At 41.9% G+C, this 16,006-nt stretch carries 18 protein-coding genes and 1 tRNA gene; 15 read left to right on the plus strand and 4 right to left on the minus strand.

Going from position 1 to position 16,006, the window contains the following annotated elements; all coding sequences use genetic code 11:
- Positions 1-29 precede the first annotated feature (29 nt).
- The 6 genes from G603_RS0111885 (at position 30) to G603_RS0111915 (ending at position 5,135) form a co-directional block, all read left to right on the plus strand.
- On the plus strand, positions 30-923 hold the full coding sequence (locus G603_RS0111885) for a phosphotransferase (protein WP_026670358.1): 894 nt from the start codon (positions 30-32) through the stop codon (positions 921-923).
- A gap of 23 nt (positions 924-946) precedes the next feature.
- Positions 947-1,483, plus strand: coding sequence for a TIGR00730 family Rossman fold protein (locus G603_RS0111890; protein ID WP_026670359.1), 537 nt, complete (start codon positions 947-949; stop codon positions 1,481-1,483).
- 166 nt (positions 1,484-1,649) lie between these two features.
- Positions 1,650-1,907 (plus strand): hypothetical protein, encoded by a 258-nt coding sequence (locus G603_RS0111900; protein ID WP_026496158.1) that lies wholly within the window; start codon positions 1,650-1,652, stop codon positions 1,905-1,907.
- Positions 1,908-2,574: 667 nt separating this feature from the next.
- Complete coding sequence (locus tag G603_RS0111905) at positions 2,575-2,859, plus strand: zinc-ribbon domain-containing protein (protein ID WP_026670360.1); 285 nt, start codon at positions 2,575-2,577, stop codon at positions 2,857-2,859.
- 189 nt (positions 2,860-3,048) lie between these two features.
- A complete protein-coding gene (locus G603_RS0111910; RefSeq protein WP_026670361.1) occupies positions 3,049-4,377 on the plus strand; it encodes an MFS transporter in 1,329 nt (442 codons plus the stop codon).
- Complete coding sequence (locus tag G603_RS0111915) at positions 4,374-5,135, plus strand: GNAT family N-acetyltransferase (RefSeq protein ID WP_026670362.1); 762 nt, start codon at positions 4,374-4,376, stop codon at positions 5,133-5,135. The genes G603_RS0111910 and G603_RS0111915 overlap by 4 nt, the downstream gene beginning before the upstream one ends.
- 68 nt (positions 5,136-5,203) lie before the next feature.
- Here the strand turns inward: G603_RS0111915 and G603_RS0111920 are convergent, their stop codons facing one another.
- The 4 genes from G603_RS0111920 to G603_RS0111935 all read right to left on the minus strand — a co-directional run bounded on the left by G603_RS0111920 (position 5,204) and on the right by G603_RS0111935 (position 8,220).
- A complete protein-coding gene (locus G603_RS0111920; RefSeq protein ID WP_026670363.1) occupies positions 5,204-5,755 on the minus strand; it encodes a DUF2087 domain-containing protein in 552 nt (183 codons plus the stop codon).
- Positions 5,756-5,764: 9 nt separating this feature from the next.
- The gene (locus G603_RS0111925) at positions 5,765-6,139 is read right to left on the minus strand and encodes a hypothetical protein (RefSeq protein WP_026670364.1); all 375 of its coding nucleotides are present in this window, start codon (positions 6,137-6,139) and stop codon (positions 5,765-5,767) included.
- Positions 6,127-7,140 carry an aminopeptidase gene (locus tag G603_RS0111930; RefSeq protein ID WP_026670365.1) on the minus strand — a complete coding sequence of 338 codons (1,014 nt, stop codon included), beginning with the start codon at positions 7,138-7,140 and terminating at the stop codon, positions 6,127-6,129. Before G603_RS0111930 ends, G603_RS0111925 begins: the two co-directional genes overlap by 13 nt.
- Before the next feature lie 93 nt (positions 7,141-7,233).
- Positions 7,234-8,220, minus strand: a complete 987-nt coding sequence (locus G603_RS0111935; protein ID WP_026670366.1) for a WYL domain-containing protein — start codon at positions 8,218-8,220, stop codon at positions 7,234-7,236.
- A gap of 287 nt (positions 8,221-8,507) precedes the next feature.
- Between G603_RS0111935 and G603_RS22390 the strand changes: the two genes are divergently transcribed.
- The 9 genes from G603_RS22390 to G603_RS22395 all read left to right on the plus strand — a co-directional run bounded on the left by G603_RS22390 (position 8,508) and on the right by G603_RS22395 (position 15,950).
- Positions 8,508-8,580: transfer RNA gene (locus G603_RS22390), tRNA-Ile, on the plus strand.
- A gap of 34 nt (positions 8,581-8,614) precedes the next feature.
- Positions 8,615-10,087 (plus strand): DUF2828 family protein, encoded by a 1,473-nt coding sequence (locus G603_RS0111940; protein ID WP_026670367.1) that lies wholly within the window; start codon positions 8,615-8,617, stop codon positions 10,085-10,087.
- 131 nt (positions 10,088-10,218) lie between these two features.
- A complete protein-coding gene (locus tag G603_RS0111945; RefSeq protein WP_026670368.1) occupies positions 10,219-11,436 on the plus strand; it encodes an RNA-splicing ligase RtcB in 1,218 nt (405 codons plus the stop codon).
- A gap of 133 nt (positions 11,437-11,569) precedes the next feature.
- Complete coding sequence (locus G603_RS23160) at positions 11,570-12,685, plus strand: AlkZ-related protein (protein WP_081669917.1); 1,116 nt, start codon at positions 11,570-11,572, stop codon at positions 12,683-12,685.
- Positions 12,686-12,985: 300 nt separating this feature from the next.
- Positions 12,986-13,567: an NUDIX hydrolase gene (locus G603_RS20220; RefSeq protein WP_035793046.1), complete on the plus strand. Its 582-nt coding sequence runs from the start codon at positions 12,986-12,988 to the stop codon at positions 13,565-13,567.
- Positions 13,568-13,576: 9 nt separating this feature from the next.
- Positions 13,577-14,776 (plus strand): winged helix-turn-helix domain-containing protein, encoded by a 1,200-nt coding sequence (locus G603_RS0111960; RefSeq protein WP_026670369.1) that lies wholly within the window; start codon positions 13,577-13,579, stop codon positions 14,774-14,776.
- Positions 14,773-15,225, plus strand: a complete 453-nt coding sequence (locus G603_RS0111965; protein WP_026496146.1) for a PaaI family thioesterase — start codon at positions 14,773-14,775, stop codon at positions 15,223-15,225. The genes G603_RS0111960 and G603_RS0111965 overlap by 4 nt, the downstream gene beginning before the upstream one ends.
- Before the next feature lie 141 nt (positions 15,226-15,366).
- The gene (locus tag G603_RS0111970; protein WP_026524980.1) at positions 15,367-15,585 is read left to right on the plus strand and encodes a hypothetical protein; all 219 of its coding nucleotides are present in this window, start codon (positions 15,367-15,369) and stop codon (positions 15,583-15,585) included.
- 182 nt (positions 15,586-15,767) lie between these two features.
- Positions 15,768-15,950: a hypothetical protein gene (locus G603_RS22395; protein ID WP_155832671.1), complete on the plus strand. Its 183-nt coding sequence runs from the start codon at positions 15,768-15,770 to the stop codon at positions 15,948-15,950.
- Positions 15,951-16,006 lie beyond the last annotated feature (56 nt).

A 16,006-nucleotide genomic window follows, 5' to 3' on the forward strand; every position in this document is an offset into this window, starting at 1 on the left:
AATTTTATTGATTATTAGGAGAACCGGCGTTGGCAGGGATACAGAGTCAATTAGATTATTTACTGAAAAATTGGGATCTTGATAATCCGCATATTCTAGAACAGCTAAAGGAAGATATAAAAAGACCTGTTTACAAAATAAAAACGAATTCTGGATTTTATATTTTAAAGGGATTTTCTTGCGAAATGCCTGAAACTGTTATATCGAGTAATGCTCAGGCACACTTGTTTTTAGGAAATGAAAAGGGCGTAGCACCAAGAATTATCCCTGCGAAAACAGGTAAATTCTATATATGTGACGGCGATTTTTGGCTTTATCTTATGGAGTTTATTGATGGCAGGCAAATGCAAGAGACTCCCGACGATGAATACATGATCGGTAAAGCATTGAGGCAGTTGCATAAGCTGGAAGGATATAACATTAAATCTCCTTTTACTCAGAGCAAAATGCGTTTTTATGAATGGTTCAGAGATCGCAGCTTTGTTAAAGAATTCGATGCAATTCTGGACGATATTCCTGATTTTGAACAATTGGATCAATGCTTTGTTCATACCGATATAGGTCCACATAACGTAATGCTAAGCAAGGATGGAAAGGTGATGTTTGTCGATCTGGATGACGCCGGAATTGGCAGTAGATATCTTGATCTTGGGTGGCCTTTCATCATGCAGTTTGTAGACTTTAATCATGATACCGAAGAGATGAATTATCGCTTTGATCTGGCTAAAAGCTTCCTTAGAGGATATTACGGCGAAGAAGAATTGACGAAAGAAGAATACGATCTGATCTTTTTAGGCGCAGAACAGATGCACATTTCATACATGCAGACTTATGGTCCATATGCTGTGGATTCATTATGGAAAATCCTAAATTTCGGCATAGATCAAAAAGAAACCTTGTGGGATATGATTACTTGTAAGTAGCAATATCAGGAGGAAAGATGCTGATGAATATTGTGGTATATTGCGGGTCAACAAGTGGGAATAATGAGAAGTTCACAGAGTCAGCAAGGACACTGGGCAAATGGATAGGCGAAAACGGACACACTCTTGTTTACGGCGGGGCCAGCAAAGGCCTCATGGGAGCTGTAAGTGACAGTACTTTGGAAGCAGGCGGCAAAGTTATCGGAGTTCTCCCCGACGTTCCACAGATTCAGGAGAGGAAACATCATGGCCTTACTGAGTACATAGAGACTGCCACCATGGCCGAGAGAAAAGCAAAAATGATCGAGCTGGCAGATGCTTTTGTGGCTCTCCCCGGCGGCATTGGAACCCTGGATGAAATCACAGAAGTAATGGCTCTTGGGAGTCTTGATATCACTACCTGTCCCATCGTCTTTTTCAATACAGACGGATATTATCAGCCATTTAAGGGCGTCATTGATAATGTCATAAATAACGGCCTTGGACAGAAGGAGTACTTTAGAAGGGTTCTCTTTTCTGAGGATATGGAAGAGATAGCGGAGTTTATAAGCAAGAAGTGATATCATAGATTTATCAAATTGATGCTGGAGTTAGTGCTTGGGGCGATAATGTGGTAAGTGGTAATGCTAATGCTAATGCCGGGATTGATGCTGAGGCAGTACCTGGTTTTTTTGCTGTTGTGGCTATTTGGTTTAGCCTTGTTGAGGCTTTGGGGGAGAGCTTGTCATGAAAAACATCAGACATCAAGTGGAAGAGGATTATTTTACGCAGACATATTTTGGCGTCGAAGACGGGAGAGACTATATAACAGTCTCAGTCAGGTGCCCATTGGAGTTGGCGAAAGACTACGCGGCAGCAGTATTGAAATGCAAGGCTGAAGATATCAAGGTCATTTCCGGTTTCTGGTATGCAGACGACGAGGATCTGTACGATAAAGACCCAAAGATCCCTTGCAGCAGAGTCCAGGTGTTTTATAGGGGATGAAGAAAATATTGAAGAGATATTATAAAAGAGTATAAATAAGTGAATAATAATATTTGGTTTATCAAGGCGGGAAGAAATTCCTGCCTTTTTCAATGGAAAAATATTGCAGAAAAATAACGCAGGAAAAGAAACTAAAAATCCATTTAATTATCCTTTAAGCCGCAGTTTACGAGGGTTTTAGATATGTGAGGGATAATAAATATATATCATGGAATAGTATGTGTTTATGGAGTTGGATTGGCAGAAAGGCAGTCACGCCTCTATTTTGGGAAAAATTAGAAATTCCTCTGCGCGAGAAGCCTGTTTGAGCTTGTGATGAGGGCAGCCGCGCCTCTATTTTGGGAAAAATTAGAAATTCCTCTGCGCGAGAAGCCTGTTTGAGCTTGTGATGAGGGCAGTCACGCCTCTATTTAGAGGAAAATTAGAAATTCCTCTGCGCAGAAAGTCTTTTTGAGCTTGTGATGAGGACTGTCACGCCTCTATTTTGGGAAAAATTAGAAATTTCTCTGCGTGAGAAGCTTGTTGAAGCTGATGATGAAGGTAGTCACGCCTCTATTTAGAGGGAAATTAGAAATTCCTCTGCGCAAGAAGATTACTTGAGCATACCTGGTCCCTAGATATAACTATTCTGAGAGCGTTTAAGGAAAACAGGAATCTATGCTATTGAATGTTTACAAGAAAGGCAGGTGTTTATATGAATTGTCCTAATTGCGGTCTTGATTTAAATGGTCATGAGAGATTTTGTCCTAACTGCGGATATGGCCTGAAAGGTGAACAGTACAGAGCGCAGGTTCCTACGCAGGCGCCTGCGCCGGATAATAGTGAAATATTGGCAGAGCTTAAGCGAATCAATATGCAGCTGGAAGACGGAAACAGGCAGAGAGCTAAGCTTGCGGATGCACTTGGACAGCTTATTTCCAGCGGAGCATTGTTGAACTTTTTGAAGAGATAAATTGTATTATTCATAGTATAACTAGAAAAAGAGCATCGCTTCGGCGATGTCCTTTCGTTTATGTGAGGAGCATTTATAAATTATTAGTCTCAGGGTATGGGGTATTGAATTAAAATGGACCACCTCGTCCCCCAGGTCCAAAATAATGTAGTATGATATTTATAGAAAGAAGCGAAATGGGGGGTCAATATGCATTCTGATTCTAAAAAGAGTACAGTATCGTTCTGGTCATTCGTGTGGCTACTGGGACTTGCCGGACAGCTTTGCTGGAATATGGAAAACCAGTGGTTTAACACCTTCGTGTATGCAAAAATCGCAAAGGATCCGACTATTATCTCGTGGATGCTGGCAATATCTGCCATGGCAACAACAGTCTCCACATTTTTATTCGGATGCATATCCGACAGAAAAGGAACCCGAAAAACGCTTATATCAGTTGGGTATATTTTGTGGGGAATCTTTACAATTCTTTTTGGAACAACGGAATTTCTGAGGAATCAGGAAAATCAAAATGCTTCCATCATAGGTGTTGCATTTGCTGTCATTGCAGCTGACGCAATCATGAGTTTCTTTGGTTCCATGGGAAATGATATAGGTTTTAACGCCTGGATCAACGACTACATGACTCCGGAAAACTCAGGAGCATTGGGTGCTGCTCTTGCAGTTCAGCCTGTCATCGGAACGATCGCAGGAACAATTCTTGGCGGTCTTCTTGTGGGTGCAGATGACAATTACATGCGACTTTTTGTGGTAATTGGTGGAAGCGTGATATTGCTCGGATTGTATTCTCTTTTTGGAATGAAGGATGCCGAGTCTCTTCGCCCTTCTGTTAAGGGAAGCTTTTCACAGCAGTTTTTCTCTATTTTCAATATAAAAGAATACTTAAAGCACAGGGAGCTTGTCTTCGTAAACTTGATGCTGGCAGTTTACTTTATTTCTTTCAATGTTTATTTTTCACATCTTGGAAACTTCATGATCTATTATCTTGGCTTTACGGCTGATACTATGGGCCTGATCGAGGGCGTGGGGCTTCTTATCGCCATGTTTACGACCATTCCTGCAATTAAGCTTATTCAAAAAGGAAAATCAGCGCTGATAATTTTGGTAGCTATCATTATCAATTCCATAGGCCTTTTAATAATCGGCCTGCTTGTATCACCCACTAACGTTGATCCTTCCACTATCTGGAATCCGCATCTTTTGGCAGGTGTGCTGTTTGTAGGCATCGGATACATGCTGTTTTTGCAAACCATCACCGTTTGGTCAAAGCGCCTGTATCCTGAGGATTCAAGGGGCCAGTTTGAAGGTATACGTATTATTTTCTATGTCCTTATACCCATGGTGGTTGCTCCGCTTATCTCCAATCCCATCATAAAAAGAAGCGGCGAGTTTGTGGATGAGTACGGCTTTACAGAGTATCTTCCTACAAACGCAGTGTTTATTGCAGGATTTGTCGTAGTTCTGTTAACCATCATTCCGCTGTATTTTGCACAAAGAAAGAGTATGGAAAAATCATGAAAAAACTCACAGACTATGGAAAAATAAGTCGCCTGACTGATCAGATTAGCGTTGAAAAACCATATCCGCTTTCAATACTGGAAGGGATTCAAAACGGCGAAATATTTGTGGATGATGTGGACTCGCCAAAGGTTGCACTTATCTGGCACTATTGCGGGTTTGCCAACATCCTTGGCGACTACAATGAGAGATTCATTGAAGAAACTGTGTCAATGATGCGAAAACCACTTGATGGTCACTCGGGGCGTCTGGCGCTGCAGGCAGAAAACGATCTGAAGTTGCAGGAGATGATACTGAAAACGCCGGGAGTTTCTAAATATGATCGATATATTTTTGAATTTCGTGGAGAGAAAAATGTCACAGCACCCGTCACAGGATTAAAGCCCAAAGAAATAAACGCAGATAATTACGACTTGATGAGGGGATGGATAGTTCCGACATTTTCATGGGAGAACAAGAATGCCTTTTTGGAAAAAGGATTTGGATATTTTTTGATCGAAGACGGACGTATGGCAGCTTGTGCGTTTTCTGCCGGAGTCTCAAAGGATTATGTGGATATCGGAGTGGAGACGGCAGAAGAATGCCGGGGAAAAGGATATGGAAAAATCGTTGCTTCGGCAATGGTAAAAGAAACGCTTCGAAGAGGAAAAACACCTTCATGGGGCTGCGATACGAGGAATGAAGCATCCATGAAAATAGCCTGCTCTGTCGGATTTGAAATAATCGGAACACATCCATGGTACAAATATGAAGGTTGATAACATAAATAGTTCCACAAGTAGTAGTTTTTGTAATAACGGATGAATATGTTTCACTTAAGTTACCTCTAGGACCATCTTTTATATTGATTCTTATCGCGAACCAGAAGTTTTTCTGCGACCATATCGCGACGAAGCGTACAGAAATCGTCATGAAAATCAGCGATGATGATATTCACTTCACGCTCTGTGTAACTGCGGTCAGGCTCAAAAGCTTTAGCGATTTCCTCAAGAACAATGCGTTCTTTTTTTCGCTGGGTAGGAATACTTTTAAGTTTGCCATATTCAAAGAAGCTGTCTATTACCTTTTTTCTGTAGTTTTCGTCTCGCTCTGCCTGCAGATCTTTTTCCTCTGACTCTTCCCTAAGGATATCAAGAATTGATACATTAAAGACCTCATCATTGATGGAGTAAATGGTATAGTACTGTTCCTTGCGCGATTTCACGGCTCCAACGTCCACAAGCTTTTTCAGGTGAAAAGAGATTGTGGCAGGGGTGAGGCTTAATCGCTCGGAGAGGCGCTCTACGTACATTTCCTCCTCGATGAGAGACTTTAAAATCTGTATTCTTGATTTGTCTGCAAGACATTTGAAAAGAGCAATTGCCTGTGATTCAGTCATGCTACCTCCTTAAAAGAGCTCGTCAATCTTTTCCAGAATCTCGGAAACCGCGGAAAGCTTGGCTTCTTCGATCAGAATCTTGTAACTGTCATCATGAGCTTTGGCCTGCTCCAGGGACTTCTGCCACTGGCCTGTTATGTTTCCAAATGTTGATAAAAAGGTATCTTTAACATTGCCGTCAGAAGCTTTCTTGGTCGCTGCTCCAAACACGGCTTTGCAGATATCATAGATATTGGATTTGGCCTTTAAGATGTTGCTCTCGTCCATCCTGTCCTGGGATGCCAGATCCTTGACCTCTGCCAGCACTAAGGCCTTTTTCTCATCAAGAAAATCAAATAATTCTTTTTCTTTCTCGTTCATCAGATAATTCCTTACTCTTTCCAAATAAATTCTCCGTGGCCGATCAGATCGTTGTGGAAGTCAGCCTCGTTAGTTCCTCCAAACATTGTGTTATCGCCAATGCCAAGATGGAAGGTGCCTATCATTTTTTCATCCAGAACTGCGCAGCCGCAAAGGCTTGTAACTCCGGGATTCATGCCAAATCCAAGCTCGCAGACAGTGACGTTTTCAGGGCCGAATTTTTCAATAAGGGCGTTAAGTTCATCGTTGTTTGAGCTTGTAATAACGCCATCTTTTATGGAGAGTACAACCTTGTCGAAATCATGTCTGGCTCTGGGGTTCTCCGGATCAGGGAGATATATCTTTTCAAAGAAAATCTCACCGTTTGTCTGATTCTCCATGGGTGCGATGTTGATCTCACCGCAGGGAATATCACCGTCTCCCGCATCAATATCCCATGATCTGTCTCCGAATGAAATTTCGAGGCTGTAATTGTCACCGGTTTTAATTGTAACACCACTGAAACGGCTGTTGGCAGATTTGAGTTCCTCGCATTTCTGTCTGAGGGAATTATAATCTATATCCATTGCAGCTTCCATGCGAGCTTTGTAATCTTCAGGGGCAAGGCCCTCTTTTGAAGCCATAACCTCAGTGGGAACGCGAAGCTGAAGCATCTTCTTTTTGGATGCGCATGTCTGGAAAAGTCTACCCATATATCCGCCGAGAAGTCCCATTTTTTCAGGATCAAGCGGCTTGGTAAGAACGCCCACAGGTCTCTCCATAAGGTCGATGATCACATCAGCATCTTCGTACAATTTGAAAAACTTGTCGCTATAGGTGTGCTCGGTGGCATTTTCATTGATAAGCTGACTAATACTGAGGTTCTGTACCACCATTACCGGTGTTGCGCCGGCAGCAGCTATCTCAGCCTGAAGAAAACCAATATCCTCACTGAAGCTGTCATTCATCCAGTACTGAATAAGTACAAGGTCTCCGGTTTCTATGCTTGATGCAGCGACTATTTTTTTATATGTATCTCGTTTCATAATATCCTCCTCACAATTTCTAATTAGATGATTATCTAAATATAAACACATCTATTATTTTTGTCAATATAATATTAGTGAGGAGAGGTTTTTTTATTTACTATATTCTCTGAGGGCATAGTAATAGTATTTGCGCAGATTTTCCTTAAGTGAAGCCGGTTCTATTACTATGGCATCCCTTCCAAAACGCTTGAAGTATTCTTCAAGCTGCAATTCGGGCCAGTCAAAGTAGTAGAGGTCGCCGTCTATCTTTGACACAAGAGGCCTGTTCTTGGTGACAACCTTAAATTTTCTAACTCCATATTTATTTAATTTGATGACAGCAGATACCGTTTTCGATACTGATTGAGGGCTCCGGATAGCTTTTCCCTGGAGCTCTTTTTGCAGCTCTGAATCAATTTCAAATTTATCTGATGTTACGAAGGCGCTCCTGATTCTTGAGATTCTGAAGGTATGCGGAGTGCGAGTACGGGCATCGCAGCACAGAAGGTAGTTGCACTGTTCTTCTTTAGAAGGCGCAATAAAGTAAGGCTCCACAGCAAAGGATTTGTCATCCTCAGAAGATGTTGTTGTGAAGGTGAGCACACGACTTTCCTTAAGCGCTTTTTCTATATCTTCGTAGGTATCCTTAAAAATGATGGATTCTCTCTGGCTCCTTGGAATGGACAGATATGAATTGAACATGTCCTTAAGATACTGCGAGAGGGAAGTATCACGTAGCATGTTGTTTTCTATAATTCGAATTATGTCATAGGATGATCCGCTGACAGTCAACGTAACAGCTATATTTTTGGAACTGGATATCCTATCGTTCTTTATGTATGTGCTGACGATTTTGTCTGCCAGATGGGCAGCATCTGCATCAGATATGGATGTCATCTCTGTGAGATCGCTCATTATGTTGTTTAACAGAGCCTCGCTGTCATGCCTGTATTGATCGAAGTAGTTGACGATCAGGATTTTCAGGAAGGCATTGAGGTTTACAGTTTCATCCTTCTTAGTGAATTCAAAAAGCTCTGCATCGTTAATAAGTCTTGATCTTGTATCCTCGGATAAATAAATTTTATATTTCTCAGTCATGGCACGCCTCTTAAATGGGGTTGTAAAAATAATAAATATCTATGTGTTTTGTGGGTCCATTGTATCATATTGGGGTTGCGATATGTATGCTAACTGCATCTTTTTATATCCAATTAACTGGGCTAAGATAAAATCACAGAAAGGCAAAAGACACATACAGCAATTTGGTTGGCACAGTCGGATTTCGGTTCGGCTTTGTGGGTTCAAATCCCACCCTTCCCTTTTGGGGAAGTGTGTCTTGTAAGGCTGAAATACAGTAATCAAATAGATACGAACAGCAATAATTCCAATGGTTCGCTACATGGTAGCACCTGGCTTATAACCAGGCATTCGATGGGTTCGAATCCCATCACATATTTAAAGGTTGTATCTAGTGGATTAGGAGGAAAAGAAAATGTTGGAGTTTTTAAAGAAGGAAGCAAATAAAACATATACAGAAAACGGCGCAGTTACTTATGCATCCACTCAGTCTGAGTGCCTTGATATGTTTGCGACAATCGGTGCCCTTAGAAATGCTTCTGAGGATGATATAGTTTGCAGATTCATTAAGGCGTATGCAGAAGATGCTGATCTTGCCATGAAGATGCTCTTTTTTGCAAGAGATATCAGAGGTGGTCTTGGAGAGAGAAGAGTGTTCAGGGTAATCCTTGAGTACCTTGCTATGACTGAGCCTGAATCTGTAAAAAAGAATATTGAGAACGTGGCTGAATACGGCAGATTCGATGACCTTCTTGCTCTAATTGGTACTCCTGTAGAGAAGAAAGTAATGGCTTACATTGCTAAGACTTTAAAGAAGGACATCGAGATTATGAACGGTTTTCAGGAAGAAAATGAAACTGTTTCACTTCTTGCCAAGTGGCTTCCTTCCGTTAATACAAGCAATAAGGAAGCTGTAAAAAATGCAAGAAAGATCGCAAGAGCCATGGGCATGACTGATGCCGAGTACAGAAAAACATTGTCTGCGCTCAGAGCACAGATCAGAATCATAGAGAATAATTTAAGAGAAAAGGATTACACCTTCGATTATGAAAAGCAGCCTTCTAAGGCGCTCTATAAGTACAGACAGGCTTTTTTAAGAAACGACCAGGAAAGATATACAGCTTTCATAACAAAGGCAGAGGCTGATCCTTCCATCATGCATACAGGTACACTTACTCCTTATGATGTTATTGCGCCTGTGATAAAAAGAGTAGCATTTTCAGAGGACGAAAGACATGCCATGAATGCCACGTGGAATGCTCTGGAGAATTATGCTGGTGCCGAAAATTCACTTGTTGTAGTTGATGGTTCAGGTTCTATGTACTGCGGTGTAAATCCGCTTCCGGCAGCAGTTGCGCAGTCACTTGGCATATATTTTGCTGAGAGAAATACAGGCGCTTTTCATAACCATTTCATAACCTTTTCCACCAATCCCAGATTAGTGGAGATAAAGGGAAGAGATATTGTGGAAAAAGTGCGTTACTGTATGCGTTTCAATGAATGCAGCAATACGGATATAGCCAGAACTTTTGCGCTTATTCTCAGAACTGCTGTAAAGAATAACCTTACACAGGCAGATATGCCGGAAAAGCTCTACATCATCTCTGACATGGAATTCGATTACTGTGCGGGTAATGCGAATATGACCAATTTCGAATATGCCAAGGCTGAGTTTGAGAGATATGGTTATAAACTTCCTCAGATAGTTTTCTGGAATGTGGAGAGTCGAAACAGTCAGCAGCCAGTGAAGATGAATGACAGAGGAGTGGCGCTTGTTTCAGGCTGCAATCCTCAGATTTTCTCCATGTTAAAAGAAGGAAATCTTGAGCCATACAGATTTATGATGAGTGTCCTTTCATCAGAAAGATATGATAGGATCGTTGCTTAAAGGATGAATGGGCTGGCAGAATGGAGCTGACAGCCATATATAAAAGGTGCATACAGCAATGAACTACATCGACTGTCAATCGAACAATCTGCCCCGAGGGGGCAGAGGCACCTTGCAAAGAGGAAAAAATAATGAACACAATTGAGATTAAGGGAAAAGTAAATACAGCCATCTGCTACGCCAAGGTAGTGGAGGATGAGGCTATAGAGCAGATCAGAAGAATGTGCGATTTTCCCATGACAGAAGGATCAAAGATAAGAATCATGCCTGACGTCCATGCAGGAAAGGGCTGCACTATCGGCACGACCATGACCATCAAAGATAAAGCAGTACCCAATGTTGTGGGCGTGGACATCGGATGTGGCATGTACACAGTTAACCTTGGCAAAAATCCAATCGACCTTGAAAAGCTTGATGCGACGGCTTTTCTTATACCTTCCGGAAGAGATGTGTGGGAGGGGAGAACAGAGAAGTTCGACCTCACAGAGCTTAGATGTTATCGAATGCTCAAAGAGACAAAGCGTCTCGAGAGATCCCTGGGAACACTTGGCGGAGGTAATCATTTCATCGAGGTGGACAAGGCAGCAGATGGAACTCAGTACCTTGTGATCCATTCCGGTTCCAGAAATCTTGGCAAGCAGGTGGCAGAGTACTACCAGTCACTGGCAGTTGACCTTGATAAGGGTATCGGCGAGTATTTTGAGGCAAGGGATGAACTTATCAGAACTTATAAAGAGCAGGGGAGACGCTCTGAGATTCAGGCTGCGTTAAAAGAGCTTTATAATAAAAAGTACCATGAATATCCCGGAACCATGCCTGCTGATCTTTGCTTTTTATCAGGAAAATATCTTGATGACTATCTCCATGATGTTGAGATTTGCCAACGTTTTGCCAGAAGAAATCGTGAAAAGATGGCTGAGATATTGGTGGAGAAAGCAGGACTTGGAGGTGGAGAGGCTTTTCATACAATCCACAACTACATCGACACAGATGAGATGATTTTGAGAAAAGGCTCAATAGCTGCACACAAGGGAGAGAAGGTTCTGATTCCAATAAACATGAGAGACGGATCTGTGCTTGCTGTGGGAAAGGGCAATCCCGAGTGGAATTACTCTGCGCCTCACGGTGCCGGAAGAATAATGTCCAGAACCGCCGCAAAGAACAACCTTTCCATGGAAGAGTACAAGGAGTCCATGAAGGGGATTTTCACATCATCTGTATGCGAGGCCACAATCGATGAGGCGCCTATGGCCTACAAGTCACTTGATGACATCATCGATGTAATAAAGGAGTCTGTAGAGATAGTTGATGTGATGAAGCCTATTTATAATTTTAAGGCAGCTGGATGAAATGGGACTTCGCCGCTATGGACCGATAAATAAAGAAAAAATTGGGGGCATATTTTTCAGAAATGGATAGTATGCCCCTTTTTTGTTGGGATATAATAGGTACAGCGACGAACCGGTAAAGAGGGGGAATTGTATGGAAAATGTGAACGGAAACTGGATAATGTACGGTGTGGACTGGGATGACCCGGAGTGTCTGCGCACGGTTCAGGATGCAATAAACTACATAAATGAAGTAGGATTTCTGCCACTTTTCAAAAATGATATTCCGGGATTTTCACTGGAGGAACGCACTGTTCCGGGCTACTGGTGGTGCGGAGATCCCAAGGTTGATCCCTGGGAGTGGCGAGAGATCATCGCCAGAAGCGGCGAAATTGCATATGGCAAATTTTTTGAAAAAAAGGCCGGCTTTATCTCTAAGGAATGGCTACCCTATTTCGTCAATTTCAGGCGGGATGGCTATGACTTTGATGCTCTTTGGGATGATGAGAAGGCATCAAGAAAACAGAAAAAGATAATGGACATCTTTGAAACTGAGGATGAAATATATACCAACGAAGTCAAGTTAAGGGCAGGTTTTGGCAAAGGTGGAGAGAAGGGGTTCGAGGGAGTAGTCACAGACCTTCAGGCAAAAACCTACCTCTGCGTAAAGGACTTCAGACAGAGGAAAAACAAAAAGGGCGAGTACTACGGCTGGTCCATCGCGGTGTATGCAAAGCCAGAAACTCTCTGGGGATATGACTTTGTCACCTCCAGATATGGTGAGACGCCTGAAGAATCAGGGAAGGCCATAGAAGAGCACATAAAAGAAATATTCCCCATTGCATCCAAAAGTCAGATAGCAAAACTATTAGCTGGATCAGGATCATCGACTAAAAGCAAGAAGGCTCGTGCTCCTAAGGAATGGATCATTCCTGCCAATCCCAAGTACTATGACATAGTTCACGCATTTGATAATGCTGAGGAGATAGACTGGAAGCAGGGAGCAGGAATCATAACCGAAGATACGGTTTACGTGTATGTTGGTGCTCCTGTGTCTGCGGTAATGTACAAGTGCACAGTCACTGAAACGGACATCCCATATGACTACTCGGATAAAAATCTGACCATAACAGCACTTATGAAGATCAAACTGGAAAAAAGGTATCCAGAGGATAGTTTTACTTTCCAGGTTCTTAAGGACAAGTACGGAATAAATGCAATCAGAGGGCCTAGGGGAATAACTGACAGCTTGAGTGATGCGCTAAAATGAATCGAAAAGTATGTATACTACAAGGCTAATGACAGCTTTATGAAACTGTGATAATGTACGATCTCTTCCCCCTCACATATGGTCATAACGACGCACAAAATAAATCTGTATTGAAAGCAAAACTTTAAATCACACGAGCATACTATCATCTAATGTCCAACAAATGTCCACAATAGCAGTGATAGTTATTCAAAGGGATTACAATTGGGAGTATACGATTCATAAATGAATGGTATGCTTCTTTTTTGTTGGCTATAATAAGTGAAGTGATAGAAATAGATATAAGGTTAAGGTGTAAAAATGGAGTTCTTTGATATTACTGATGAAAATGGAACGCCTACAGGCGAGACAGTTAGCAGAAGTGAGGCCCATGATAAGGGAATATTGCACAGGACTGCTCACATTTGGGTTGTTAGAAAAAAGGGTGATTCATGGCAGGTGCTGCTTCAGAAACGAAGCGCTGAGAAGGAATCATTTCCTTTAATGTATGACACATCTTCTGCCGGTCACATTCAGGCCGGGGACGAACCGCTGGAATCAGCACAGAGAGAGCTGTTTGAGGAGCTGGGAATCGACGCAGGCGAAGATGATCTCACATTTGCCGGTAAGTTCCATATAAACTATGAAATGGAATTCCATGGAAAGATGTTCAGGGACAACGAGGTTGCCTTCGTATATGCTTATGAAAAACCTGTTGATGAGACTAAACTTGTGCTTCAGACAGAGGAAGTGGAAGAAGTAAAATGGTTTGATATTGAGGAAGTACGCAAGGGCTGTGAGCACCGCGATGATACTTTCTGTGTACCGACTGAAGGACTTGAAATCATTACGGAATATCTCAAAAATGGACCACCAACCCCGTCCCCCAGGACCAAAATTTAGAGGAAAGCGATGATAACAATTTCAAAACAACAAGCCAGACAGTTTATTCTTTCAAAGCAGGGACTGATTGGGGCATATCGTTTTAAGGGAAAAGACGGAGCCTATGATTATGTCAGGCAGGCCGGATGTATTCAGTATGATCCGGTGGATGTCTGCGGAAAAAATGCCGAGCTCACATTGCAATCCCGGGTTAAAGGCTTCAAAAAATCCATGCTTCAGGAACTCCTATATGAGGACAGAAAACTCATTGACTACCCGGATAAGGAGCTTTCCATATGGCCTGCACAGGACTGGCCGTATTTTTCTTCCTACAGGGAAAGGAGCCTTGAGTTGGGACGTACCTTCGAAGGATTAGAGGAACTTAAGGAGCAGGCTATAGCGTATATCGATGAAAACGGCCCAGTTTCAAGCGACATGCTTCCGATAGAAGGAGAGATTTACTGGCATTCATCAATGCATTGGAGCGGCAACTGGGACAAAAAATCAGCTGCTGCAAGATCCGTTCTTGAACAGCTATATACTGATGGAGAGCTCGTTATTCACCATAAAAAGGGAAGCCGCAAGTTCTATGATCTGGCGGGAAAACATTTGCCGGAATCTATTTTGAATGCTGAGAATCCCTGCGGAGATGATGAGAGTTTTTTATGCTGGCGAGTACTTAGAAGAATCGGTGCGGTTGGCCTTCTTTGGGACAAGAATAGTACAGCTTTTCTTGGGCTAAACATTAATGCCGAGATGCGGAAAAAGATATTGGCAAGGCTTACGGATGAAGACAAAATCTGTCCTGTTATGGTGGAAGGCATGAAAACCACATTCTATTATCTTTCTTCCGACGATGCCCTGATGAAAAAAATAATTGAAGGAAGTGCGGATCTAAAACCCAGGATGTCGTTTATAGCACCACTTGATCCTTTAATGTGGGACAAGTCACTAATCCTTGCGTTGTGGGATTTTCAGTATTCTTGGGAAATATACACACCAGCAGTAAAGCGTAAGTATGGGTACTACACCTTGCCCATTCTTTTTGGTGAAAAGTTCGTGGGAAGGATAGAGGCTATTCCAGACAGGAAAAATAAGATCCTTTCCGTAAAAGGATTATGGTGGGAGCCGGGAATCCGGAAAACCAAAAAGCTGGACGCAGCACTTTTAAGTACACTGAAAGCGTTTAGCAAATTTAACGACTGTATTTTTGATGAAGGAGTATCATGAGAAAAGCAAGAACAGAAAAAGAAAATGCGATCAGAGAAAAGATAATCTCTGAACTATATGCAAATGAGTATAACAAGTTCATTGGATTTGAAGTGCTGGAGCTAAGTCCGACCTACAGTAAATCCAGGGTTAAGTGCGATGAGAGACTTCACAACACATACGGAAGCATTCATGGCGGAGCGCTGCTTTCTTTTGTTGATGTCATGGCGGGTGCTACAGGAAGCATGAGCGGTTACTATGTGACGACGGTTTCTGCTAATCTGAATTTCCTTTTGCCTGCAGTGAATACGGAGTATATATATTGTGAATGCATGAAGCTGAAAACAGGAAAACATATCCTGGTATTTGATATCAGAGTGACTGATGATAACGGTAATCTTCTTGATAGCGGTGAGTTTTCATTCTTCGCCAGCAAGGTACAGGTACTTGGGGATAACCTAAAGTTTTAGGGAGGATCTTTCCGGCGAAACTGAGATTGTATTTTTGAAAAATAAATAACCTCTAAGCCGGAAGAATAAAGTGCTTGTCTGATGAGATTGGTAGTATAATATTTTTATCGTTATTAAAACATCGTTGGAGGAGGAACAAAAATGGCAGACATAGCAGGAATTCTCAAACAGATTAATGGTAACAAAGAGTTAATGGCGCAGATAGCCAAGGCTGATCCGGCTCAGGCCAAGGAGCTTTTCAAGAAAGCAAACATTGACGTGGACGAGTCAGATATCAAGAAGGTACAGGCTGCTGTAGCAGATGGAAAACTTGATCTTAACGATATCAAAGATCTCGCAGGCGGATTATTTAAGAAATGATTTCAGCGGAGCGGTACGAAAATGTACCGCTCTTATTTTTTGATATTAAAAATTATATAGTGGGAGGATTATTGGACTCGATTTTCTGTATCATGGAAAATGAGGGAAAAGCCAATAATCCTCCCTTTTTATCTATTTATCTTTTTTTACAAAAAATCTTAAGAAATCGAGGGCAAAATTCTATGTTTATTGACACCGTTAACAATTTCATGACCAGCTTCTTGGCGCAGTTCGGGCTTAAATGGGACTTTTTTTATTTTATGATAGGTTATATGAGTATCATGTCACTTTTGGATTATTTCTATGAGTTTAGAAAGGAAATGGATGAAGAGGATGAGGAAGATACCTTTTTTCATAGACACTGATCTGAGGTACTGCGATTCAATGTAAATTGTGGGCTTTATTTTGGCGCGCCTTGATA

This window comes from Butyrivibrio sp. AE3006, from assembly GCF_000424165.1.
In the GTDB taxonomy this organism is placed as follows: domain Bacteria; phylum Bacillota; class Clostridia; order Lachnospirales; family Lachnospiraceae; genus Butyrivibrio.